The organism is Hyphomicrobium sp. DMF-1 (assembly GCF_027886585.1).
Lineage (GTDB): Bacteria > Pseudomonadota > Alphaproteobacteria > Rhizobiales > Hyphomicrobiaceae > Hyphomicrobium_C > Hyphomicrobium_C zavarzinii.
On the sequence record NZ_CP115706.1, the window covers coordinates 1550657 to 1575058 of the forward strand.

At 59.9% G+C, this 24402-nt stretch carries 14 protein-coding genes; 5 read left to right on the forward strand and 9 right to left on the reverse strand.

Annotation, left to right across the window (positions count from 1 at the left end):
• Nucleotides 1–9 precede the first annotated feature (9 nt).
• A complete protein-coding gene (locus PE058_RS07000) occupies nucleotides 10–3144 on the forward strand; it encodes an efflux RND transporter permease subunit (protein WP_271030210.1) in 3135 nt (1044 codons plus the stop codon).
• Between the two features lie 78 nt (nucleotides 3145–3222).
• Here the strand turns inward: PE058_RS07000 and PE058_RS07005 are convergent, their stop codons facing one another.
• The gene (locus tag PE058_RS07005) at nucleotides 3223–3567 is read right to left on the reverse strand and encodes a hypothetical protein (protein ID WP_271030211.1); all 345 of its coding nucleotides are present in this window, start codon (nucleotides 3565–3567) and stop codon (nucleotides 3223–3225) included.
• Nucleotides 3568–4125: 558 nt separating this feature from the next.
• Nucleotides 4126–4785, reverse strand: coding sequence for a TetR/AcrR family transcriptional regulator (locus PE058_RS07010; RefSeq protein ID WP_083929329.1), 660 nt, complete (start codon nucleotides 4783–4785; stop codon nucleotides 4126–4128).
• A 195-nt stretch (nucleotides 4786–4980) separates the two neighbouring features.
• On the opposite strand from PE058_RS07010, the gene PE058_RS07015 reads away from it, so the two are divergent.
• Complete coding sequence (locus PE058_RS07015) at nucleotides 4981–6105, forward strand: efflux RND transporter periplasmic adaptor subunit (protein WP_271030212.1); 1125 nt, start codon at nucleotides 4981–4983, stop codon at nucleotides 6103–6105.
• On the forward strand, nucleotides 6102–9263 hold the full coding sequence (locus PE058_RS07020; protein ID WP_271030213.1) for an efflux RND transporter permease subunit: 3162 nt from the start codon (nucleotides 6102–6104) through the stop codon (nucleotides 9261–9263). Before PE058_RS07015 ends, PE058_RS07020 begins: the two co-directional genes overlap by 4 nt.
• Nucleotides 9264–9484: 221 nt before the next feature.
• Here the strand turns inward: PE058_RS07020 and PE058_RS07025 are convergent, their stop codons facing one another.
• Nucleotides 9485–11317 (reverse strand): tetratricopeptide repeat protein, encoded by a 1833-nt coding sequence (locus PE058_RS07025; RefSeq protein ID WP_271030214.1) that lies wholly within the window; start codon nucleotides 11315–11317, stop codon nucleotides 9485–9487.
• 166 nt (nucleotides 11318–11483) lie between these two features.
• On the opposite strand from PE058_RS07025, the gene PE058_RS07030 reads away from it, so the two are divergent.
• Nucleotides 11484–11963 (forward strand): hypothetical protein, encoded by a 480-nt coding sequence (locus tag PE058_RS07030; RefSeq protein WP_271030215.1) that lies wholly within the window; start codon nucleotides 11484–11486, stop codon nucleotides 11961–11963.
• 536 nt (nucleotides 11964–12499) lie between these two features.
• On the opposite strand, the gene PE058_RS07035 is transcribed toward PE058_RS07030, so the two are convergent.
• Complete coding sequence (locus PE058_RS07035) at nucleotides 12500–13369, reverse strand: hypothetical protein (protein WP_271030216.1); 870 nt, start codon at nucleotides 13367–13369, stop codon at nucleotides 12500–12502.
• Between the two features lie 289 nt (nucleotides 13370–13658).
• Between PE058_RS07035 and PE058_RS07040 the strand changes: the two genes are divergently transcribed.
• Entirely contained in the window at nucleotides 13659–15878 is a 2220-nt protein-coding gene (locus PE058_RS07040) for a heavy metal translocating P-type ATPase (RefSeq protein ID WP_271030217.1), read from the forward strand.
• A gap of 1065 nt (nucleotides 15879–16943) precedes the next feature.
• On the opposite strand, the gene PE058_RS07045 is transcribed toward PE058_RS07040, so the two are convergent.
• From PE058_RS07045 to PE058_RS07065, 5 genes are all read right to left on the reverse strand, one after another.
• Nucleotides 16944–17567, reverse strand: coding sequence for a cation transporter (locus tag PE058_RS07045; RefSeq protein WP_198011258.1), 624 nt, complete (start codon nucleotides 17565–17567; stop codon nucleotides 16944–16946).
• A 444-nt stretch (nucleotides 17568–18011) separates the two neighbouring features.
• A complete protein-coding gene (locus tag PE058_RS07050) occupies nucleotides 18012–19136 on the reverse strand; it encodes a tetratricopeptide repeat protein (protein WP_271030218.1) in 1125 nt (374 codons plus the stop codon).
• Nucleotides 19137–19197: 61 nt separating this feature from the next.
• Complete coding sequence (locus tag PE058_RS07055) at nucleotides 19198–19737, reverse strand: hypothetical protein (protein ID WP_020088084.1); 540 nt, start codon at nucleotides 19735–19737, stop codon at nucleotides 19198–19200.
• Nucleotides 19737–22985 carry an efflux RND transporter permease subunit gene (locus PE058_RS07060; RefSeq protein WP_271030219.1) on the reverse strand — a complete coding sequence of 1083 codons (3249 nt, stop codon included), beginning with the start codon at nucleotides 22983–22985 and terminating at the stop codon, nucleotides 19737–19739. The genes PE058_RS07055 and PE058_RS07060 overlap by 1 nt, the downstream gene beginning before the upstream one ends.
• 10 nt (nucleotides 22986–22995) lie before the next feature.
• On the reverse strand, nucleotides 22996–24396 hold the full coding sequence (locus tag PE058_RS07065; RefSeq protein WP_156827605.1) for an efflux RND transporter periplasmic adaptor subunit: 1401 nt from the start codon (nucleotides 24394–24396) through the stop codon (nucleotides 22996–22998).
• Nucleotides 24397–24402: the final 6 nt, after the last annotated feature.

A 24402-nucleotide genomic window follows, 5' to 3' on the forward strand; every position in this document is an offset into this window, starting at 1 on the left:
AGCGCGCCAATGGATGCTATCATCCGATGGTCTGTCCGCTACCGAGTGGCCGTGGCAGCCCTTTCCGTCGTGTGGCTGGTCGCCGGAGTGCTCTTTACGCTCAACGCGCCCCTGGACGTCTTTCCTGAGTTCGTGCCGCCTCAGGTGACCATCCAAACGGAAGCGCCGGGTTTTGCACCGGAACACGTCGAGCAAATCATCACGCGGCCCATTGAAGCAGCCGTAAACGGTGCGCCTGGCATTGAGTCAATGCGTTCGGAGTCCGTTTATGGGCTGTCGGTTGTGTTGATCACCTTCACCGAGGACGCCGATCCGCTCACGCTCCGGCAGGGCATATCGGAGCGGCTGGCCACGCTGACTGGAGAGCTCCCAGAGGGGGTGCAGCAGCCGAGGCTCACGCCGCTCACCTCGAGCACGATGGATGTCCTCAAGTTCGGCTTAATCTCGAATGTGGTCGATGCCTACACGCTGCGCGACATCGCGGACTGGACCATCAATCCGCATCTTCTGTCTCTGTCGGGTATTGCGCGCGTGACGGTCTATGGCGGCGCAGTGCGGCAAGTGCAGATCCAGCCCGATCTCGACCGACTGGCGGGTCTCGGCATTTCGCTCTCCGAACTCATGGAAGCCGGCAGGGCCGCAGTGGCCTTGCGCGGCGGCGGCACCATCGACACCCGCTCGCAGCGCATAACGCTCGATGCCACGCCGCCGACTCCGGATCCCGAAAAAATAGCTCAGGCCCTGGTCGTGATGCAGGACAACGTACCTGTCACGATTGGGCAGGTGGCAAACGTGACCATCGGACCGATGGTGCCGATCGGCGACGCCACCATCATGGGCAAGCCCGGCGTCCTTGTAACGGTCTCAAGCCAGTTTGGGGCTAACACCTTGAAGGCAACGGAGGCTGTGGAGGCCGCGCTCTTGGACCTCAAGCCGGCGCTCGAGAAGCGCGGCATAGACGTCATCCTGCTCCACCGGCCTGCGTCATTCATCGAACGGGCGCTGGGGAACCTCGAACACGCGCTTGCGCTTGGTTCTGCACTCATCCTGTTCGTGCTTTATGCCTTCCTACGGAGTTGGAAGGCGGCACTGATTTCGTTTCTCGCCATTCCTCTATCGCTGCTGGCTGCCATCGTGGTGCTGGCCGAGTTCGGGCAGACGCTCAATACGATGACGCTCGGCGGCTTCGCCCTTGCCCTCGGCGTTCTCGTCGACGACGCCATCATCGACATTGAAAATATCATGCGCCGGCTTCGCCTCGCCAAGGCGGAAGGTCGCACGGACGATCTCGCCACTATCGAGGAGGCCTCGATCGAGATTCGAGGTTCGATGTTTTACGGCACACTGGCCGTCATTTTCGTGTTCCTGCCCATCCTCTTCACTGGTGGCGTCCAGGGACGCTTTATCGGACCGATGGCGCTCACCTTCATCATTGCTGTCATTGCGTCCATGGTTGTGGCCCTCACCGTCACGCCGGCGTTGTGCGCCTTGATGCTCACCGGCGAGGAGACGAAGGAGACCCCGCGCCTGCTAGAACGCATGAAGGACGTGCAGGCTCGTTGCATGAGGGCAGTGCGGAGGCACTGGGGGCTTACCGTGGCCGCACTGATCGCTGCATCCGCTGCTGCGGTCTCTGTAGCCCCCTTTCTGCGCAGCGAGCTCATCCCACAGTTTCGTGAGGGGCACTTCGTCATTCAAATGACAGCGGCGGCGCAGGGGACGTCTGTCGCTGACGTGGCTGCGACAGGGATCCGCATCTCAAACGAACTTCTCAAACTGCCGTTCATTCTTGCTGTCGGACATCAGATCGGGCGAGCCGAGGTGGGCGAGGATACCTGGAGCCCAGACAAGAGCGAGTTCCATGTCGAGTTGACCGCCGAGCACGAGGAGACGGAAACCGAAGCGCAAGACATGATCCGGAAGGTTCTCGAAAGATTCCCCGAGGTGCGCACCGAGGCAATGACCTTCCTTGGCGACCGTATCAGTGAGACCCTGAGCGGCGAGACAGCGCAGATGGTCGTCAATCTCAGCGGCCCGCAACTCGAAGCTCTTGAATCGGCGGCTGATCAGATTCAACAGGCCATCGCGTCGATCGAGGGCGTGGAAGACCTGCGCATTCCTCGCAAGGCAAAAGTGCCGACGGTTTCCCTCTCGCTCGACAATGCGGCGCTGGCTCGCTATGGCCTCACGGCACAGGACGCGCTCGATGCCGTGCAGACGGCTTTTGCCGGCACGACGATCGGGCAGACCTACGTTGGCGCCCAGACGGTGGACGTTGTCGTAATCCTGGCGCCAGCCGAGAGGGATCGCGTAGAGCAGCTCGCGAACTTGCTCATTGGCAACTCCAAGGCTCGTGTGCTTCTCGGCAACGTCGCCTCCATAAAGATCGCTGAAGGACGCTCCAACATTCAGCATGAAAGCGCTCAGCGCCGGGTCACCGTGAATTTCAACGGCTCGGAGGAGCGCTCGCTTCGCGATATCGTCGCCGATGTGAAAGCTCGGATTTCCGAGCTCAAGCTGCCGCCCGCCGTCTATGTTTCATATGCGGGGCGCGCCGAGGAAGAACGCGCCGGACAGATCCGCCTGGCGTTCTTGACCGCCATCGCGATCGGGCTCGTAGTCATCGTGCTGGCGCTAGCGTTCCGGAGGCGCGCGCTCGCCGCGGTGCTATTGGTCAACGTGCCGTTCTGTTTGATCGGAGGAATGGCTGCCATCGTCGCGAGTGGGATAGGGCTCACGCTGGGCAGCCTCGTTGGACTGGTCACCGTGTTTGGGATCGGGGCGAGAAACTCGGTGATGATGCTGGCTCATGTCGAGCATCTCGTCGACAACGAGGGCCGTCCTTGGTCGGCAAGCACCATTCATCTCGCGGCGGCGGAGCGATTTGCACCTGTGTTCATGACGGCGCTGATGGCGGCGCTCGGCTTGGTGCCTCTCGCCTTGGGCCTCGGCCGGCCTGGTCATGAAATCGAAGCGCCGATGGCTATCACCATCCTTGGCGGCCTCGCCTCGGCAACCTTCCTCAACCTCGTGCTGCTGCCGGAAACGGTTATCAGGCTGCAATCCTGGCTTGGTCTTGGCAGCGACGCGACAATAGCGGCCGAGACGCGTGAGCTGACCTCAGCAGGGGCGGAAAAGAGATAGCACGTTACTCGTCTTACGAACCGGTTGCGCGGCTAGCCAGCTAGCTCTGACCCTCACCGTAGACCGTGCAAAGGTACCCTATGATTGGCGATTTATCGGATCGGGCCGCGCCGGCAAAAGCGTCTTGAAACTAAGCGCCTTGGTCTCGATCGCTGTCCAAGACGCAAATCCAGCTAGTGGTGCCAGAACCAAGGCCGCGAACATGTTCGCAGTGATGCTGATGCTTGGAAAAGCAACCATCAGCGACTGTTGGATCGGCCAGCCGTAGAGGTAGGTGCCGTAAGAAATATCGTTGTGCTGTGTCCACCTGCCGAGTGCGCCCCAAGGCAGCCGTTCAATCTCGGTCAGCACGCGGTCAACGGTAGCAGCACGGAACAGTACGCGGGGATCAACCTGCGCTTCGATTGCAAAAACGAAACGCACTTCGGCGTCGGCGGCGCCTTTGGTCTGACCGATGACAGCGAGGATGCAATTTTGCGGTTAACCGCCGGCTATGAATTCGAGTGATTAGTAGGGCGCTGTAACTTGTTTGGCACGCGAGCGATTGGCCGTGCGCCTTGTCCCTAATTCGCATGACGCAGCGGATTTCTCCTTCGGAAGGGCGCCTCACCGCATTATCTGTGCGAACGTCGCTAAGAGTCACGGTTTGACAGTCACTGTTTCGATCATCGCCGCACCCGAAGGGCGAAGGAGTACTTCGTCACAATCGACGGAGTGATGGCAAGGCAGGTCACTACAATTTTTGTGGCAACGTCCGCTTTCTCGGCACGACGGTCATTGATGGCAGCGCAATGCAGCATTAGCTCAGTACTGCTAAGGGTCGTAAGCGCCTGAGCTCCGGTGGAGCGGTATGTCTGCTCACCGTTCAATGGCGGCCTATGCTGAGAGGCGAGGTTCACGTCGGGCAATCGCCATCTCAAACGGCAGCTATTGGGACATCTCATCCGCGAAGTTGGAACGAGAGTGAAAAAAGGAAAATGACTAGCCCTTTTTGCGTGTCGCCCGGACGCTCGACGGTGCGCCGAGCAGCCTTGGCGTGACATCCGCAATCAGATCGTCGACGTCGAGGCCGGGAACAACTCGCTCGTAGTCGCCGTCGAGCTCGAGCGACGAGGCGCCGTGGACGAATGTCCAGAGCCGCACCGCAATCTGCTGCGCGTCCGTCGTGTGGCCGTTCTTGCGGCAATAGTGGGCGACTTCTTCGACGACATTCTTCAGGCAGTCCTCGCCCTTGCCATCCGCCTTGCTGCTCTTTTTCAGCTCGCCGAACATGAGCCTGAAAATGGCGGGCTGGGCGACGGCGAACCTCAAGTATGAGATGCCCATCGCGGTGATGCCGTCGATGGTGCCGCTGCCCTTCTCGGCCACCGCGCGTGCGTTCTGCTCACGTAACTGATCGAAGCCGCTTGCGACGATCTCTTCAAGGATCTCCCGCTTGTCGCGGAAATGCTTGTAGGGAGCGGCCGTGGTCACGCCGGCGCGCCGGCAGGCGTCCGCCAGCGTGAAGCCGTCGGGGCCGTGCTCGATCAGTAGCTCGCGGGTTGCGGCAATAAGCGCCTCGCGCAGGTCGCCGTGGTGGAAGCTCTTCTTCGAGCGCACCGCCGTCCGCTTTTTTTCTCTCAGTTTTTCTGCTTGGGCCATAACGGGTTATTCCAATTCTACCGGCCGACGACTCCATAAGCTAGCACACTCACCCTAAGTTAGTAGGATTAACTTTTTTGCCTTCGCGCGTCGATTCTGCCTTGCCAAGTTAGCGGCACTTACTTATAAGTTAGCTTCACTAACTTAGTGCATCAGCCATGCCGGCACAAGGCCGCAACCGCGATGAGGCTCAACATGAGTGCTCCCTCTTCCTCCAAATCTGCACCAACACAGACGCTCGCGCGCCCCATTCTGATCGCGGGTGCACTCGTTTCAGTCGCAGTTAGTCTTGCCGGTTGCAAAAGTGAAGGTGCCGAGTACGTCGCTCTGCCGCAGCCCGTGCGCGCCGCAGAGGTGACGCTCACGGGGGCGGCAGAGACGCGGTCCTATACCGGCACGATCAAGCCGCGCTACCAAAGCGATCTCGGCTTTAGGGTCTCCGGCAAGATCGTCGAACGCTTCATCAATGTCGGCGACAGGGTGACACCCGGCATGACGCTGGCGAAGCTCGATGCCACCGACTACCGCTTGGCCCTCGAATCCGCCGACGCCGAGCTCAAGGCTGCGGAAAGCAGCCTCGCGCAGACGGACGCCGACGAAAAACGTTATGCGCGCCTGACGAAGGACGGATGGGTCAGCGCCGCAGGCTATGATCAAAAGAAGGCGGCGGCAGACGAAGCGCGTGGACGCGTGGAGAGGGCTCGCCGCTCACTCGCTCTCGCCAAGAACCAACTTGACTACACTAACCTTCGGGCAACCGAATCCGGCGTTGTCACGGCGCTCCCGGTCGAAGTGGGGCAGGTCATCAGCGCCGGACAGCTCATTGCGCGCGTTGCACGCCTCGACGAGCTCGAAGCCGTCGTGTCGATCCCGGAGAGCCGCATCGACAGCGACCGCAACGCGATTTCCTCGGTGACGCTGTGGGCGGCGCCCGATCATGTGTACGCGTCCAAGCTACGCGAAGTCTCTCCACAGGCGGATCCCGCCACGCGTACCTACCAGGCACGCTATTCGATCCTTAAGTCCGACGACGGCATAGCGCTCGGCAAGACGGCGACGGTGCATCTTGCGCGAGTGGGCAATGGATCTCAGGCAAAGGTGCCGCTCGCTGCCGTGTTCAAGGATGAGGGGCAGCCCTCCGTGTGGCTGATCGATGAGGCTCACGGGCATCTGACTAAGAAGAGCGTCGATGTCGGCTCATGGACCGAAACCTCGGCCATCGTCACGGGCGGACTCGAGTCCGGCCAGAAGATCGTCGCGGCCGGCGTGCACAAGCTCGACGCCGGTATCCCCGTTCGTATCGTCGAGATCGTGCGATGAACGCTCCCTTAGAGCAAGATCATACCCCGTCACGGGGTAACCTGTCCGCCTGGGCGGTGGCGCATCCGTCGCTAGTCCTGTTCCTCATCATCGTGCTCTCAGGGGCTGGCCTGTTCAGCTACCTGAAGCTCGGCCGCGCCGAGGATCCCTCGTTCGCCATCAAGACCATGGTGGTCAGCGCCGCCTGGCCCGGCGCAACGGCCGAGGAAATGCAGGATCAGGTAGCGGACAAGCTGGAGAAGCGCCTGCAGGAACTGGAGCTGTTCGACTACGTCAAGACCTATACGCGTCCCGGCGTCACCGTCATCCAGATGCAGCTTCGGGACCAAGCGCGCGGCAAGGACGTAGATGATGCCTGGTATCAAGTTCGCAAGAAGCTGAATGACACCAAGCCGGTGCTGCCACAGGGCGTGCAGGGCCCGTTCTTCAATGACGAATACGGCGATGTGTATTCCGCCATCTACATGCTCTCGGGTGGCGACGTTTCGCTCGCCAAGCTCAAGGACTATGCCGAGACAGTGCGTCAGCGGCTATTGCGGACGCCTGGCGTCTCCAAGGTCGACATCGTCGGCATTCGTGAGCAGCGCATCTTCATAGAGTTCAGCCATCGCAAGCTTGCGACGCTCGGCATCACGCCGCAGGCCATCTTCGACAGCGTGGCGCGCCAGAATGCAGTGACGCCTGCCGGCACCGTCGAGACCAGCGCCGACCGCATCGACGTGCGCGTCACCGGGGCGTTCAAAGGCGAAGCGGCTATTGCCGAAGTGCCGATCGAAGCAGGCGGGGCCACGTTCCGGCTCGGCGACATCGCCACGATCAAACGCGGCTACGAAGATCCGCCTAGCAGCATCGTTCGCCACAACGGCACCGAGTCCGTGGGCATCGTCGTTGCCATGACCAACGGCGCGAACGTGCTCGAACTCGGCGAGCGGCTGAAGTTGGCCATTGCCGAGGCAAGAGCGCAAGTTCCGACCGGCGTCGAGATCGACCAGATCACGGACCAGCCTAGCGTTGTCGAAGAGTCCGTAAGCGAGTTCCTGCGCTCCTTCGTTGAGGCGCTCGGCATCGTGCTGGTCGTGAGCTTCATCTCGCTCGGATGGCGCTCGGGCCTCGTGGTCGCGACATCCGTGCCGTTGGTGCTCGCTGTGGTACTTCTCGTCATGTACGTCGCGGAGCTGAACCTCGACCGCATCACGCTTGGCTCGCTCATCATCGCGCTCGGTCTGCTCGTCGACGACGCCATCATCGCTATTGAGATGATGGTGGTTAAGATGGAGCAGGGCTGGAGCCGCATGCAGGCCGCCGCGGCCGCCTGGGATTCGACCGCCTTCCCGATGTTGACCGGCACGCTAGTGACGGCGGCGGGCTTCCTGCCCGTCGGCCTCGCGAAATCGACCGCGGGCGAATATGCTGGCAACATCTTCTGGATCGTGGGTTTGGCGCTCGTGGTGTCGTGGATCGTGGCGGTGTTCTTCACGCCCTACATCGGTGTCAAGCTGCTACCGAACTTCGCCAAGCAAGGCGCGGGCCACGGCGGGCATGATCTCTACAATACCCGAATTTACCGTGCGTTGCGCGGCGCCGTGGGCTGGAGCGTTCGCTTCCGCTGGATCGTGATCGCGCTCACGCTTGCCGCCTTCGTTTCGGCGATCGCCGCCTTCACGCAGGTGCAGCAGCAGTTCTTCCCCACCTCGTCTCGGCCGGAGCTTTTCATCGAGATCCGCCTGCCGGAAGGCACGTCCATCAACGTCACCGAGGCCGCGGCGAAAAAGGCCGAGGCGCTCATCAAAGGCGATCCGGACCTCGACTACTATACGACCTATGTCGGCGAGGGCTCGCCGCGCTTCTTCCTGGCTCTCAACCCCGTGCTGCCTAACGAGAACTTTGCACTCATCGTCATGATGACCAAAGGTGCGGAGGCGCGCGAGAGACTCAAGGACCGGCTCGACAAGCTCGTCGCGGAAAACGTCATTCCCGAGGCGCGCCTGCGCATCGACCGGCTGAACTTCGGGCCTCCGGTCGGCTTCCCAGTGCAGTTCCGCGTTCTCGGGCCGGATAGCACAAGCGTGCGCGAGGTTGCGAACAAGGTGCGCGATGCCATGCGTGCCAACCCGAACACGCGCGACGTGCAGTTCGACTGGAACGAGCAGAAGAAGTCGATCCGGCTCGAAGTCGACCAGGATCGCGCTCGCTCGCTCGGGCTCACGCCGCAGGACATCTCCCAAACGCTGCAGACGCTGCTGTCCGGCTACACGGTCACCGAGTACAAGGAAGGCATCGAGCTGGTGCCCGTCGTGGCGCGCGCCGTGCCCGAGGAGCGTCTGGGGCTCGGCTCGTTCGAGGATCTCACCATACCGACGCGCTCAGGCGCGGCGGTTCCCATCTCGCAGGTGGCGCGCGTCCACTACGAGTTCGAGGAGCCGATCCTGTGGCGTCGCAACCGGGATGTGGTGTTGACGGTGCGCTCGGACATCGCTCCCGGGCTGCAGGCGCCGGACGTTACGGCGCAGATCCAGCCGGCGATCGACACGATCTCCGCCGATTTGCCGCCCAGCATGCGCATCGAGGCGGGTGGAGCGGTGGAGGAGAGTGCCAAGGCGAACGTGGCGCTGTTCCAGATCTTCCCGCTCATGTTTCTGGTCATGCTGACGCTGCTCATGCTGCAGCTGCAGAGTTTCTCGACCTTGTTCCTGGTGTTTTCCACAGCGCCGCTCGGCATCATCGGGGCAAGCTTCTCATTGCTCGCGTTCAATGCGCCGTTTGGCTTCGTGGCACTGCTCGGCCTCATCGCGCTGGCCGGCATGATCATGCGCAACACGGTCATCCTGGTGGATCAGATCGATGCGGATGTGGCCGCGGGCCTGTCGCGGTGGGAGGCGATCGTCGAGTCGACGGTGAGGCGCTCGCGGCCGCTGGTGCTGACGGCGCTCGCTGCCATCCTGGCCATGATCCCGCTGACACGCTCGGTGTTCTGGGGGCCAATGGCCATCACCATGATGGGCGGGCTCCTTGTGGCAACGGTCCTGACGCTGCTGTTCGTGCCAGCGCTCTACGCGGCCTGGTTCCGCGTGCGCCGGCCCGCGCCGGAGGCAATCATCTTGGTTCCTCACTCTCCTGAATCGTCGAGTGACCGTCACGCGCTCGCAAGTTTGGCGTAACTGCTTCTGGAGGTGGATAAACGGGAAGGGATGACTGTTCTGCATCCCGAAGCTGACATCTCGACGCGTACATTGGAGTAACGGAAGGCTGATCACGCCATGACCGCTTCTGGGACGGACCAGCAATCAGGCCCGACGCAGGCTAAGGTCCGAAAGCAGTCTTCAAGCCGGTGGCGTTCTGGGTCAGAAGTAGCTCATCGAGGACGTGATCGCGGGGCGGATCAGCCGGACGTGCTGGCGCGCTGCCGGTCGCAGGACTTGACGCGAATGAAGTGGGGCACGTCCTTGAGCAGAGCGGAGGGCATGCAGCTCGGCAGTCCCGCTTTGCGGGCGCCATCGACGAACAGCTCGGCTTCCCTGTCCGCGAATCCGCCGCCTTCGCTGAGGTAGCGCTCAGCGTTCCACACCGGGTCGAGCTTCAAGACCGAGGCGGCGGCCGCTTCGGCATCTCTCGGGCGGTCGAGATAGGCATAGGTTACCGCCGCAAAGGCGTGGTCGAGGGCAAGGGGCCTCTTCACGAGCAGTCTGTATTCAGCGGCTTTGTCGTACTGCCCGCCAAAGAAGTACACGTAGCTGAGGCCTTGATTATACCAGTCGGGATAGTGCGGGTTGAGCTGTAGTGACCGCTCCGCCAATGCTACGGCTCGTTTCGACTGACCGAGCGGCGGGAGCGACCACGCGACGCAAATCAGCACGTCCGCATCGGAGGACGCGAGAGCTTCAGCACGGGAAAGCTCGGTGGCGGCCTGCTCCTGCTTGCCGCCACACATGTAGGCCATGCCGAGGGCGAGGTGGGTCTTTCCGTCGTCGGGGTCGAGCGTCACGGCCTTTTCCGCGGCATCCATCATTTCCTCGACGGCTCCCTCGAAGGAAGGCGCCAACCCCAGATCGATGAGATAGAATTGGACCTCAGCCAACGCGACGTAGGCGCGGGCAAGCTGAGGATCGAGTTCGATGGCCTTGTTGAGCAGGCTTTCCGCCTCGGCTAGGCTTTCCTTCGTCACCCTGTGCTTCGCCTCGATGCCGAGCAGGTAGGTGTCGTAGGCCGTGAGGCTCGCTGGCGGCTTGCGTCTGACGAGGCGGCGCTCCGCCTCGGCGACGGCTCCCTGGTAGCCCATGAGCGTTGCGGCAATCCGTTGCGTAACCTCGCTCTGCAGCGCGAACAGATCGTCGGCGGGCCTATCGTAGCGCTCGGACCAGACGTGGCTGCCGGAGGCGCTGTCGATGAGCTGCGCGGTGACGCGAATGCGCTCGCCGATGGGCTGGATGCTGCCTTCGAGCACGTACTTCACATTGAGGTCGCGGCCAATCTTTCGAACGTCGATGGGCTTATCCCTGTAGACCTCGGTGGAATTGCGGGCGATCACGATGAGGTCCTTGGCGCGCGTGAGGTCGGTGATGGTGTCCTCGGTGATCCCATCGGCGAACCGTTGCCATCTGGCGTTGTGCCCGATGTTGTTGAACGGCAGAACGGCAATAGATGGATTGTCGGGCACCGGCGGCCTTCGGCTTCCCCAGAAGCTCGCCACGGCGATCAGCAGCGCGGCGCCGGCCAGCAGCCCGGCGAGCGACCATCCGGTGGTCGTGAAGGGAGCGAAGCGCCGCGGTGTCGGCTCGCGCGCGACGGCGTCGCCCAGCAACTGCTCGGGCGGCGGCGCTTTGATCGGATCCGGACCGTGCGCCGAGACTGCGTCCCGTTGGTTCTCGATGTGTGGCGCATAGCTCCCCTTGGGCAGCTCGATGCGAATGGGATCGGTCTGTCCGAGGGTGTCGTAATACTCGCGGAGCTTGTCTCTGAGCCGCCCCGCCTCGATGCGTACGACGGGATCGACGACGGGATCAAACGTGGAAGGGCGGTCGAACACAGCGACGGCGATCGTATAGGCTTTGAGCCTATCGCCACGGCCGGCCAGAGTCTCGTCGACGAGGTAGCGCAGGAACCGCTGCCGGCGCTGCGACTGCTGAAACGGCCCGCTTCTCAGGATGCGGGCCAGCTGCTCACGCACGGCATCTGGATCGGATGGGCTGCAGCCACCGGGCAATGCTGCCGTCACGGTCAAACTCCAATCAGGTGCTGAAACAGAGAATTGCGTCCCGACCTAATGACGTTTGCTACGGTTACATACTAGGACCGGCACACCGGTCCTGTCACGATCCCGCTGCGGGGACGGCGGCCTTGGCCGCCAATGCGTATGACCCATCCAATTGCGAGGAAGTGATATGACCAACAATTTCAAGCGACTGCTCGTCGCCTTTCCCGCGACGCTCATTGTGCTCGGCTGCGGCGCGGCCCAAGCCGGCAAGACCGTCGAAGAAGCCGGCGTGCTCGTCTGCGTGAGCGACAAATGGGATGAGAAGGAGCCCGAGAAGGGGCACAAGCTGGTTGATTACTCCGGCCGCTGCGTCAAGGTTCCGGACGATCCGGCCGCGTTGAAAGCGACGGAGGCGTGTGAGGGAAAGTACGAGTACATGCCCGACGGCAGCTGGAAGGGCAGTGGAACCTGCACAGCCACGAACACGGGTGGCGACACCATTTCCGTAACGTGGGAAGAAGGTTCTCACCTCAAGACTAACCCCTACAAGGCGACCGGCGGCACGGGCAAGTTCAAGGATGTCGACGGTGGCGGCACGTACCAGTACGACCAGTTGACGGAGACGTTGTTCGGCGGTCGCTACAGTAGCAAGTGGGAGCTGCCGTGAGCGCGCTGGCACGGGCTGGCACAGGCGACGCCACGCGGACTGACATGACCCTTACAGCGCGCGGGTTGGCCACGCTCCCGCGCGTATCGAAGGCACTAGTAGCTTCGCAAACTCTTCAGGTCCGCTACAGGGTCATTTGCTCCCAACGGCCGTCGTTTTCGGACGTCCGCTCAGGATCGACCAGCGGGCTTTTCGAGGGAAGAACCATCGGCGCCGCTCGTCGCTTCACCAATGTCAGCTGCTGGGACGAACCTGCCATAACGCTTTGACCGTCGTGCCGAGAAAGTGGACGTTGCCACAAAAATAGTAGTGACCTGCCTTGCCATCACTCCGTCGATCGTGACGAAGTACTCCTTCGCCCTTCGGGTGCGGCGATGATCGAAACAGTGACTGTCAAACCGTGAATCTTAGCCACGTTCGCACAGATAATGCGGTGAGGCGCCCTTCCGAAGGAGAAATCCGCTGCGTCATGCGAATTAGGGACAAGGCGCACGGCCAATCGCTCGCGTGCCAAACAAGTTACAGCGCCCCACTAATCACTCGAATTCATAGCCGGCGGTTAACCGCAAAATTGCATCCTCGCTGTCATCGGTCAGACCAAAGGCGCCGCCGACGCCGAAGTGCGTTTCGTTTTTGCAATCGAAGCGCAGGTTGATCCCCGCGTACTGTTCCGTGCTGCTACCGTCGAGGGTAAGACCTTTGTGCGAGTCGCCGAGGCCGCCGTACAGCTCAACGCCGAGCGTCATCTTCTCTAGGCCGGTTTCACTCGAGGTGCTGGACACTTCGGACCCCTCATAGGCGCGGAAGAACACGTAGTTGAGCCCAGCCGCATACCCGAACGACCACAAACCATCTCCGAAGTTGACTTCTTGGATAGTATTGAACGCGACGTTCAGATTGCTCGTTAAGTCCCGTCCGAGGATGAGCTTGCTTTCTAGCTCGTGCTCGCTTTCTTCCTCGCCAGCCTCCGCTTCCTCCTCCTCGCCATCTGTCCGACCGACCACGGAGCGGATGAAGCGGCTGTTCGGCTTCTTGTATTCATACTCCGCGTAGAGAACTGGATTTAACAGTGTCTCGCCTCGAAAGAGCCGAAATCGGTTTTCGAAACGGAAGCTCCCGAAATCGTAATTCTCGCCCGCGTCGTAATTTTTCACGCCCTCAAGATAAATTGCAGTCGTGAAAAGGTCGGTGACGCCGTACTCAATCTCGAAAAGCTGTGCTGTGTAGTTTGCCTCACCGTCGCCTACATGGCTGAAATCGGAATAAACCTCGACATCGAGAGCGCCTTTCTCCTCCATATGTTGGTTATAGAGAATGAAATTAGCGTCTTGCCCGGCCTGAACACCTGACACCCCCAAAAGTGCCGCAGCAGTTTGTGATAGCCAAAGCTTGGAAGCGTGCCTCATGAATTCCCTCACAATTGAGATGCAAGGAACTGATCACACGACCTATAGGACCACCATTCTGCACAACCTCCGTGCACGAATTCAATCGCAATAGCGTAGGTATTTAATGCGTCAGCACACTCATGTTGCGCACAGGGCACAGCACAAGCACAGGGCAGTGGTGGGGCTTCCCCGGCCAGCGCGGTCTCGCCGACAAGCAGGCATTCCTCAGTAACTATTCTCTTGCTTTTCTGGTGGCTAGAGGTTGTAGGGCTCTGGCCAAGTCAATGACCCCGCCTCGGAGGCTGCCATGGTTGACATAATTGAAACTCGGTATCGCATCGGCGGCATGGATTGCGCGGGTTGCGCCGCGAAAATCGACCGCGCCGTGCGTAGATTGCCCGAAGTGTCGGATGTCAATGTGTCTGTTGCCTCAGGCACCATGAGGGTGAAGCACCGCGATAAGCCGGGACTCGACGATGCGCTGGCTACGGCGGTCACGCCTCTCGGCTATACGATTCAGCCTCTGAACACCGTCGCGAAGCGTGAGCGAGACAGCGAGGACGTGCCTGCGCCGGAACCGGCGGGCATTGGCGAAAAAAGCGATCGGACGGGGCCGCTTCACGGCGATGCTTATCAACCGACCAATAAGCAGTGGTACGGAACACCAAAGGGCCGTCTCACGATCGCTTGCGGCATCGCGGTTGCCCTGGCGTGGGCCGCCGGCAGGCTTGTCCCGGCGACCGCACCATGGGGCTTCATCCTCGCCATGGCAGTCGGCCTCATTCCCATCGCCCGGCGCGCCATTTCGGCTGCCCGCATCGGCATGCCGTTCACCATCGAAACTCTGATGACGATTGCCGCCGTCGGCGCGATTGCGATTAATGCCGCCGAGGAAGCCGCTGCCGTCGTGTTCCTCTTTCTCGTGGGTGAGCTGCTGGAAGGCGTGGCCGCAGGACGCGCACGTGCAAGCATCTCGGACCTGACCAAGCTGGTGCCCAAAACCGCGCTTGTCGAACGCAACGGCAGGACTGCCGAAGTGCAAGCTGACACCCTCGCGGTCGGAGACATCATTCTCGTGCGCCCTGGCGATCGTATCCCGGCCGACGGCGACATCGTCGAGGGCGATAGCGCGATTGACGAGGCGCCGGTCACGGGTGAATCGACACCGAAACGCAAGCGCGTCGGAGATCGCGCGTTCGCCGGGACCATCAACCAGAACAATTCACTGAGACTGCGCGTCACGGCGGCGGCGGCCGACAACACCATTGCGCGCATCGTCAAGCTGGTCGAGGAAGCGCACGAAGCGAAGGCGCCGACACAACGCTTCATCGACCAGTTCTCCAAGTACTACACGCCAGCGGTGCTGGCGCTCGGTGCCCTGGTCGCGATTGCTCCACCTCTGCTGACTGGGGCACCCTGGAGCCCATGGATTTACAAAGGCCTTGCGATCCTGTTGATCGGATGCCCGTGTGCCCTCGTTATTTCGACGCCCGCCGCAATCGCGGCAGGCCTCTCGAACGGCGCACGGCGTGGGCTGCTAATGAAGGGCGGCGCGGTGCTGGAAAATCTGCGCAACGTCACGACGGTTGCTTTCGACAAGACAGGTACCTTGACCGAAGGCAAGCCGCAGGTCACGGATGTCATTTCGGTTGACCGCAGCGAAGGCGAACTCCTTGCACTTGCTGCCTCACTCGAAGCCGGTTCCAGCCATCCGCTCGCGAAGGCGATATTGGCACGTGCCTCACACGACGGAATTGCGCCCAATGCCGCCAGCAACACCGGCGCGATCGGTGGCGAGGGCGTGGTTGGCACAATCGACGGCCGCGAGGTCTTTCTCGGCTCGCCCGGCGCTGCGCGCAAGCGGGCTATGCTGCCGGATGATCTGTCGGCGAGGATCGGTCGCCTCAACGACGAGGGAAAAACCGTATCTGTCCTCGTCGTCGACAAGGATGTGGCGGGCGTCATCGCCATGCGCGACGAGCCACGTGCCGATGCCGTCGCAGGGATCGCCGCCCTGAATCAGATGGGCATCCCAGCCGTGATGCTCACCGGCGACAATACACGCACCGCAACCGCTATCGCTAAGTCGCTTGCTATGGAGGCGCGCGCCGAGCTCCTGCCGGAGGATAAGCTGCGCATAGTTTCCGAACTTCAGTCGGAAGGCCGCACCGTGGCCAAAGTTGGGGACGGCATCAACGATGCCCCGGCCCTCGCGGCAGCAGACGTCGGTATTGCGATGGGCGGAGGCAGCGATGTAGCGCTCGAGACGGCCGATGCCGCAGTGCTGCACGGCCGCGTGCGAGACGTTGCCGCTATGATCGAGCTCTCCAAGCGGACAATGGGCAACATCTGGCAGAATATCACCATCGCCCTCGGACTTAAGGCGGTGTTCCTCGTCACCACATTACTCGGCATCACAGGGCTCTGGCCTGCTATCATGGCCGACACCGGCGCTACGGTGCTTGTTACGTTAAATGCGCTGCGGCTGCTCAATCCAGGTCGGGGCGAGAAAGAGATTTCGTCGTAGGCGACATTGTCGCAGTTTGGCAGGCCGTTTGTTCGTTAGTAGGAGGAAGGCGACGCTGCCGCCGAGATTGTAGGCGCTCGGCTGTTCTCCGTAGACGTCGAAATATGTGGTGAAGCCTGCATTTCCATTCAGCGTCACCCGATCCGAGACGATCTTGATAGGAAGATTAAACTGAAAGCCTGTCGATCCCTCTCCGAGCCCTTTGCCTTCATCTCCGGTCGGCAAAATCAGTGTGGGCCGAGGGGCAACTGCTGGCCTTTGCGCAGTCTCAGCTGACAGCAGTAGTTGAGCTGCAGATCGCCGAAGCCGCTGGCGTCATCGCCCTGATCTCATAGCCAAGAGTATGGGACCGAGATCGAGACTTGATGCAGTTGAGTTACGAGAGGCCACTCGTCGGTGAAGCTGCAAAACCAATTGCTATCCAGGCGGCGAAAAGTGTTGATGTGCCGTACGACACTTGGCTCCTGATTACAGGCTTCCTCCATCAGGAATGAGTTGTCTTGGATACCGGCGGCGGGCCGATTGTCCTCTGCCGCCACGATAGGCGACATCAGAATGAGTGCCAAAAAAGTACCGGTAGCGACGCGTACGCTTGGAGACCAAGTCATCGATTGTGCCGCTTTCTGAGTTGCCGTACGCGTCAGAACTCCGAGCACGGAAACAGCAGACTATATCCGAACGGTGAATTGCACTTCGCCCATGATCGTGAATCGCACATGCGGTCAAGCCGCGACCTGCGGAACGGTTGCACTAAATCATGAAGTTCTTTCCGACGAGGTCAGCGGAGCGGTGCTCATGGGCTACTGCAGCACATCCAGCTCCGCGCCGCCTCTTCAGGTCCTCCCGCGCGCTGGAGTGAAACCCATGCAGTGCAGTCGAATGCATTGGCAAATTCAAAGACTATCGGGCCGACTTACGTTGGCTGTTGTCGATTTGGTTAGATGTGGGTCGGACGCAGCCCCGCGTAAGCAGCGAGCCCATCCTGAAACCCCGGTTGGAATTGCCGGTCAACAACAGACCGGAACACCCTACCCTATGGTTCACTTAACACTCGGCTGGATATTGTCACCTCCGGCTGCTGCAATACGTTTGAACGGTCCTTCGCATTACCGGCGCGTTCGATTTGAGCATTTGCAAGCAAGCGGCGATCGCAACAAAAAGGTCAGGCCAGGCAGAATCGAACAACCAAACTGCGCCAGCAGTCACGATAACAGTAATATTTCCCGCGATATCGGGGCGGGGAGCGGTTCCGTCTGCACGTAGATTCTGTTGACCTGTCCTATGAACTGACAAGAGAACGAGGCACGTCAAATTTGACGCTAGGCCAAGAACACCGACCGCACCTATGACATCCGCGCGAGGAAGCTCAGGCGTGAATATGTGAAATAGAGCCGAGCCTAACACTAACAGACTCATCGCACACATAATCCCGGCCTTGCACAGCGCAACGGCCAGGCGAGTGCGGGTATCGACGCCAATGACCGCGAGACTTAGGGCATAGATCAACGCGTCGTCCAAAAAGTCCAGCGCGTCCGCCCGCAGCGTATGCGAGTCCCACAGATAGCCGGCTATGGTTTCGAGCGCGAACATGGCCCCCGAGATGGCGATGACAATCCTCAAGGTTTGCCGATAGCCGCGTGCTGCGCCATCGAGTTCAAGCATGCCTGTTGGATCTTCACGCTCCTGCATGTCATCCAGAGCAGCAGATAGGCCCTTCCGTCGTTCCTTCATTGCAATTTAGAGGTGGCAATGCCTCGAGCTAGCGTTCGTCGCGTTTCGCATCGACGCTGCGCAACGCGTGTGTCGTCGCAAATCCCGGTCACTACCCTGCGCTCCTACAAACCGGGTAAATTGCGCGCACGATTCGCGCAGCTTTCGAGCGGGGAATGAACAGCAGACCCTATCACCACACAGAGACCATGATGATGATGCGGCATGCTGTCGGCAAAGTTGTAACGCTTCTGGCATGGGCCTTTTGCGCAGCGCCCAAAACCCTTCATGCGACTGTCTCCTGACGCCCATGGCATCTCATGAGCGGCAGCTAGCTGCGTGCCCACCAGGAATTGCATCCACACGAAACAACCAATGAAGAACATTCGGACTGTCATCAGATCCTCTCTCTCAACTTAACAACTACTTGGCTGCATCACGCGTGAATTCCCGACTGTGCCTCGTGCCGATCGTGACTAGGTTCCCCGCAGTCGGTTGCTGCAGGATTACCTCCACCCGAGCTTGATCCTCTCTAACCACAACCTGCTGGCTCACTCTCTTGTCATCGAACTCTCGAATAACCAGACTGGGCGCTCCAAATTTGCTGCTGAATAGCGTCGCCAAGTCCTCAAACCAATGTTGGTCGCCAAGCTTGGCCGTGATGGAGCAAGAGACCAAGTGAGGTTCAGGAACGGATTGGGATTGCACGATAGCGATGCTTCCGAGATTGTTCGTCGCCATCCAACCAGCAGTCAGCTTATGGTTTGCTGTGCTTCCCCGAGCCAGCTGCGCTGCGGTCGCGCTGGTCCAGCCATCCAGTTGGGCAACGTTGACTAGTGCCTGATGGTCATCGCCAAGCCGGATGCAGGTCCGCTCCGCAAATGCCAGCACAGCCTCCACGGACCTTGCATGATCGATTTCCGCGACGATGCGGCGTGTACGTTCCCTTCCGACAACAGCCAGCTCGTCAACCTGGGTTAGAAGCGCGCTCAATCTAAGCCGGGCTTGAGCCACTCCTGCGACGGACCCATCAAGCTGAACTATTTTCTCGTAGTCGGATAGCGCGCTCTCCATCGCATCGCGTTTCACCTGAACGATAGCGCGATTGAAGAACACGTCTGGATTAGAGGGATCAAACTCGGCCGCTTTGTCGAGATCGGAAAGTGCGTCATCGAGGCGACTAAGGTTTGAGTTGACCACGCCTCGGTTCATAAACGCTGCGGCGAACCCGGGGCGGTACTTAATGGCCGACGTGAAATCTTCCAGGGCGAGCTCGAACTCCCGGCGCAGGTGCCGCACGTTGCCACGGTTATAGTATGCTGACGCGTTGAAGGGTTCCCGCTCCAGGACTTCATTGAAACCCTGAAGCGCCTCCAACAGCCTTCCCTGCACAAGGGCTTGTGCTGCACGATCGTGGATCTGCTCCGTCGAACCATCAATAGGTTGGCCACGAGCCAGGCTCGGCGTAACAGCTATTAAAGCCGACGAGCTGACGGCAGCCCATGCCGCGCCGGTGACAGCAATCCAAATCTTAGATTTCTTTGTCAAAGCCCATCCTCCAAAGAAGGAGGATGCCGCCCGGGGGTAGGAGGGCGACATCCTCGGAGGCCTAGAGAGCTCCAGCCGGATAGAGACCTTGCACGAGCGGGAGCAAACCCTTGACCCTTTTCAGGTTCAAAGCGGTGGCATCAGAGTCGTTCTTCTCGGCTGAGTGATGCAGATCGTCGGCTGCCTTATCGAGTTGTTTGAGCGCCGACGTGAGCTTTGTCTTCGCATCGCCGGTTACCATGTCGGACTTGTCTTCGAGCGCGTGCACTGCACTGGCGATGTGCTCGGCCAGTTCGTGAATTGGTTCGATTTTCTTTTCTGCCACCAGCTTTTCGACGTCAGCTGTCGTTGAGGCGATGAACGCCCAAGCCTCTTTCGCCGTAGCAAACGTCTTTGCTTCAAAGTGACCTTTGTCTTCGTGACCATGATCTTTGGCATGGTCATGCGCATCATTGCCGTGATCGTGCCCGTCATTGGCCGCGACCTGAACGTCGTGGTCCTTGTCTTTTTGAGCCCGGCCGTTGTCTTCGGCATATCCGGGGGACAGCGCTGCGCAGCCGAAGATGGCGGCAAAGGCGACTGCTCTGCTGGTGGTCGACATTAGGCGAACTCCTTCTTGGCTGGTGCGTCTCCAATCATTTCCGGCTCATCCCCTTTAAGGATGAAGCGCTTATAGAGTGCTGGAAGAACGACGAGGGTTAGCGCGGTGGCGCTGATCAAGCCTCCGATGACAACGGTGGCGAGAGGCTTTTGCACTTCAGCGCCAGTACCGGTCGCAATTGCCATGGGGACAAAACCGAGCGACGCCACGAGAGCCGTCATGAGAACCGGCCTGAGGCGTGTCATCGCGCCGTCAAAGATAGCTTGGTCACCGGGTAGGCCCTGCTTGCGCAGCTGGTTGATGTAAGTGACCATGACGAGGCCGTTGAGCACAGCTACACCGGAGAGAGCGATGAAGCCAACCGCAGCCGAAATCGAAAACGGCATGTCCCTCAAATAAAGGCTCAATATGCCTCCGCTGATCGCGAGAGGAACGCCTGAGAACACAAGCAGCGCCTCGCGGACGTTTCCGAGCGCCGTGAAAAGCATGAGGAAGATGACGAAGAAGCATGCCGGCACGACAATCATCAGACGCGCCCGCGCGGCCTGCAGGTTCTCAAACTGCCCGCCCCAGGTCAGCCATTCACCAGGTGGCACCTTGACCTGGGCATCGATCTTTTCCTGGGCTTCAAGAACGAAGGAGCCAATATCTCGTCCGCGCACGTTAGCCTGAACGACGATGCGTCGCTTTCCGTTCTCGCGACTGATCTGGTTGGGGCCTTCCTCGACGACAAAGCTGGCGAGTGTTTTCAGCGGAATAAAATTCGCCCTCCTTCCGCTTTCCCCGTCGGTGTCGGGGATTGGCACCGGAAGGTTTTCGAGCTCGGCCATGTCGTCGCGCAGCTGGTCGGGAAGGCGGACGACGATATCGAACCGTCGATCGCCCTGAAAAACAAGACCGCTTTCCCGGCCGCCGACCGCGATCGAAATCACGTCCAACACATCGCTGACGTTGAGACCGTAGCGTGACACAGCCTCCTTGTTCAGCTTGACGTTGAGCATCGGCAGGCCTGTGGTTTGCTCGACCTTGACATCCGCGGCGCCCTGAACCGACCGCAGCACGCCGGCAATTTTGTTCGCCGTGTTCCCGAGCCGATCGAAATCGTCACCAAACACCTTGACCGCGACGTCGCTTCGCACGCCCGATATGAGTTCGTTGAAGCGCATTTGGATAGGTTGGGTGAATTCGTAGTTATTGCCCGGCAAGAGCCCCACCGCTTCGGCGATCCTGTTCAGGAGGGAGGATTTCGACTCTGACGGATCAGGCCACTCGTACTGAGGCTTGAGAATGATGAAGGTGTCCGACACATGCGGAGGCATGGGATCAGCCGCCATCTCGGCGGTACCTGTCTTCGAAAAAACGAAGGCGACCTCAGGGAAGCTACGCACCACCCCTTCGACTTTCAGCTGCATTTCCGTCGACTGTGTCAGCGAGGTCGAGGGAATGCGCATGGCGTGCATGGCGAGATTCTTCTCATCCAACTGCGGGATGAATTCCTGTCCCAGCCGCGTAAACAGCAGAACGCTGAAGACGAACAGCGCCACCGCGAGCCGTATTACGAAGCGTGGCTCGCTGAGAGCCGCCTTCAGGATGGGTGCATACCGCGCCTTCGACGTCCGGATGATCCAGTTCTCTTTCTCCTCGACACGACCCGTGACGAAGATTGCGAGCATGGCCGGCACAAACGTGAGCGAAAGAACGAAAGCGCATACCAGAGCGATGATGACCGTCAGGCCCATCGGCTCGAACATCTTTCCCTCGACGCCGGTGAAGGTAAGAAGGGGGAAGTAGACGGTGATGATGATGATCTGGCCGAAGACCGTGGGCTGGATCATCTCCTTACTCGCAACCATCACCTCGTGAAGCCGCTCCTCAAGCGTTAGCAAGCGTCCTTCATGATGTTGCCGTTCTGCGAGCCGCCTGAGCGCGTTCTCGGTGATGATGACGGCGCCATCGACGATAAGACCAAAATCAAGCGCACCCAGACTCATAAGGTTGGCGGAGATTCCCGTTTCCAACATGCCGGTGATCGTCATCAGCATGGTCACTGGAATAACAAGCGCAGTGATTAGCGCTGCGCGAAGATTTCCCAGCATCAGAAAAAGTATGACGATGACGAGGAGCGCGCCTTCAGCCAGGTTCTTTGCCACGGTCCTAACGGTCGCATCAACGAGTTGCGTCCGATTGAGAACGGTCTTGACCGTGATGTCAGGAGGCAGCGCCTTGCTGATCGCTTGCATCTTCTCATCGACGAGATTTGAGACGATGCGGCTGTTACCGCCCTTGAGCATCATGGTCGTGCCAACGACGACTTCATTCCCGTCTTCGCTGCCCGATCCGGTGCGCAGTTCGCGACCGATACCGACTTCCGCAACGTCCTTTAGGAAGACGGGAACGCCATTTTTATTGGTAATGATGACGTTGCCGATGTCGCTGGCCGTCTCCAAGCGCCCGTCGGCGCGAACGGTGTATGACTCTCCTTTTTGCTCAATATAACCCGCACCCACGCCGCTATTGTTCTTTTCCAGAGCGGTAATCACGTCGGAGAAAGAGAGGCCAAGCGAGAGCAGCTTCTGTGGATCTGGCTGCACATGGTATTGCTGCTCGTAACCGCCGATGGAGTCGACCTCCGCAACGCCCTCGACACCCTTGAGCTGCGGCCGGATGATCCAGTCCTGCACCGTGCGCAGGTACATTGCGAACTCAAAATCTTTGGTGAGTTTCAGCCCCTCAGGCGTGAGGTAACTGCCATCGCTCTGCCATCCGGGCTGCCCGTCTTTGACCTCGGCGCCTTTGCCGCGCGGGTGCTCAAAGTGGACTGTCCACATGTACACTTCGCCAAGACCGGTCGATACGGCGCCCATGCGCGGTTCGGCGCCTGCTGGAAGATCGCCCTTGGCCTGAGCGATGCGTTCGGCGACCTGTGTGCGGGCAAAGTAGATATCGACGTCCTCATTGAAGACTGCCGTCACCTGAGAGAAGCCATTACGAGACAGCGAGCGCGTGTAGGAAAGGCCAGGAATACCGGCAAGCGCCGTTTCAATGGGAAAGGTAACGCTCTTTTCGATCTCGAAAGGCGAAAGCGAACTCGCCTCGGTGTTGATCTGCACCTGATTATTGGTGATGTCAGGCACCGCATCGATAGGCAGTCGTTGCAACGAGCGGATGCCAAATGCGGCCACAGCTGCCACAAGCAGGACAACTAGGAAGCGATTGGCCAAGGAAAAACTGAGGATACGTTCAATCATGACAACGCCCCTAGTGCTCGTGCTCAGCTTCGGATTTTCCGAGCTCGGCCTTGAGCGTGAAGGTGTTTGATGTTGCAACCGTCTCGCCAAATTCGAGGCCCGAGAGGATCTCGACATTCACAGAATCCTCACGGCCGGTCGTGACAGGACGAGCGCGAAAGCCGCCGCCTTCGTTGACGAAGACTACCGATTTGCCGCCCACCGTCTGTATCGCGGCGAGCGGAACGATGAGGTTTGCCTCTTGCTCACCCGACAGCAATCGAGCATTGACGTAATCGCCGAGGCGCCAGACCAAACCTGCATTGTCCAGCTCGGCAATAGCCTTTGCGGACCGGGTCTCCGGATCGATCAACGGACTGAGGGCAATGATCTTCGCTGTGGCCTTTTGCTGCCCGGCCTCGACACGCACATCCTGACCTTGCTTCGCGAAACTTAAATCTCCCGGAGGGATCGCCATTTCGATCCAGACTTTCGAGACGTCCGCGATGGTGAAGATCTCACGGTCAGTGCCGACCGTCTGGCCCAACACGATATCGCGCGCGGTCACACTGCCGTCGATTGGCGTTCGGATCTCATAGAAGCGGAATTGACCTTCGTCGGAGAGCTTTGGAAGCGCCTTTATCTCATCATGCGTCAGGCCGATGGTGTGAAGCTTCTGGTGGGCGAGATCGAGCTTGATCTTTGCAGCCTGATGCCCGTTCTTTGCAGTGAGGTAATCCTGTTCGGCAGTCACCTTCTGCGTCCATAACCGCTCTTCGCGCTCATATATCGAGCGAGCCAGTTCCTCAGCACGCCACGACGCAAGGTAGTCCGCTTTGGCATCCGCCATTTCGCGGCTCTCGAGAACAGCCAACAAATCGCCAACTTTTACTTTGTCGCCGAGTTGCTTCTCGACGCGGGCAACAGTGCCAGAGAGTTTGGGGACGATTTTTGCCTGGCCATCAGCGTTGATGGCGATACGACCAGGAACGGAAACCTCCTTGACCAGCTTGCCCGACGTCACCGGCGACATGTCGATGCTAGCGGCTTCGATTTGCGCGGCGCTGAGCTTGATCAGCCCTTCACCGCTCTCTTCACCTTCTCCATGCGCGTGACCGTGCTCGTCTTTTCCACCTGCCGCTTTCTCGCCATCGGAATGCTGGTGACCGTCGCCCTCGTTGGGAGCGGCGGTCGGCATAGCAGCGGGCTTATCGCCAAAACCCAGCGTATCCTGAATGGCTCCGATAACTCCATCTTCACAGACTTTAGTGCCGAAGCCTTCTTCCGCGTGCTGTTCGGATTCTCCATGAGCGTGTTCATGTGCGTCAGCTTTCGGCGTCGGCGCGCAGGAGCTTTTTAGCTCGCGCACACCAATGAAACCGGCGACAGCGACAAAGATCGCAGCGACAATAATTTTCGTCTTCCAGTTCATCACAAT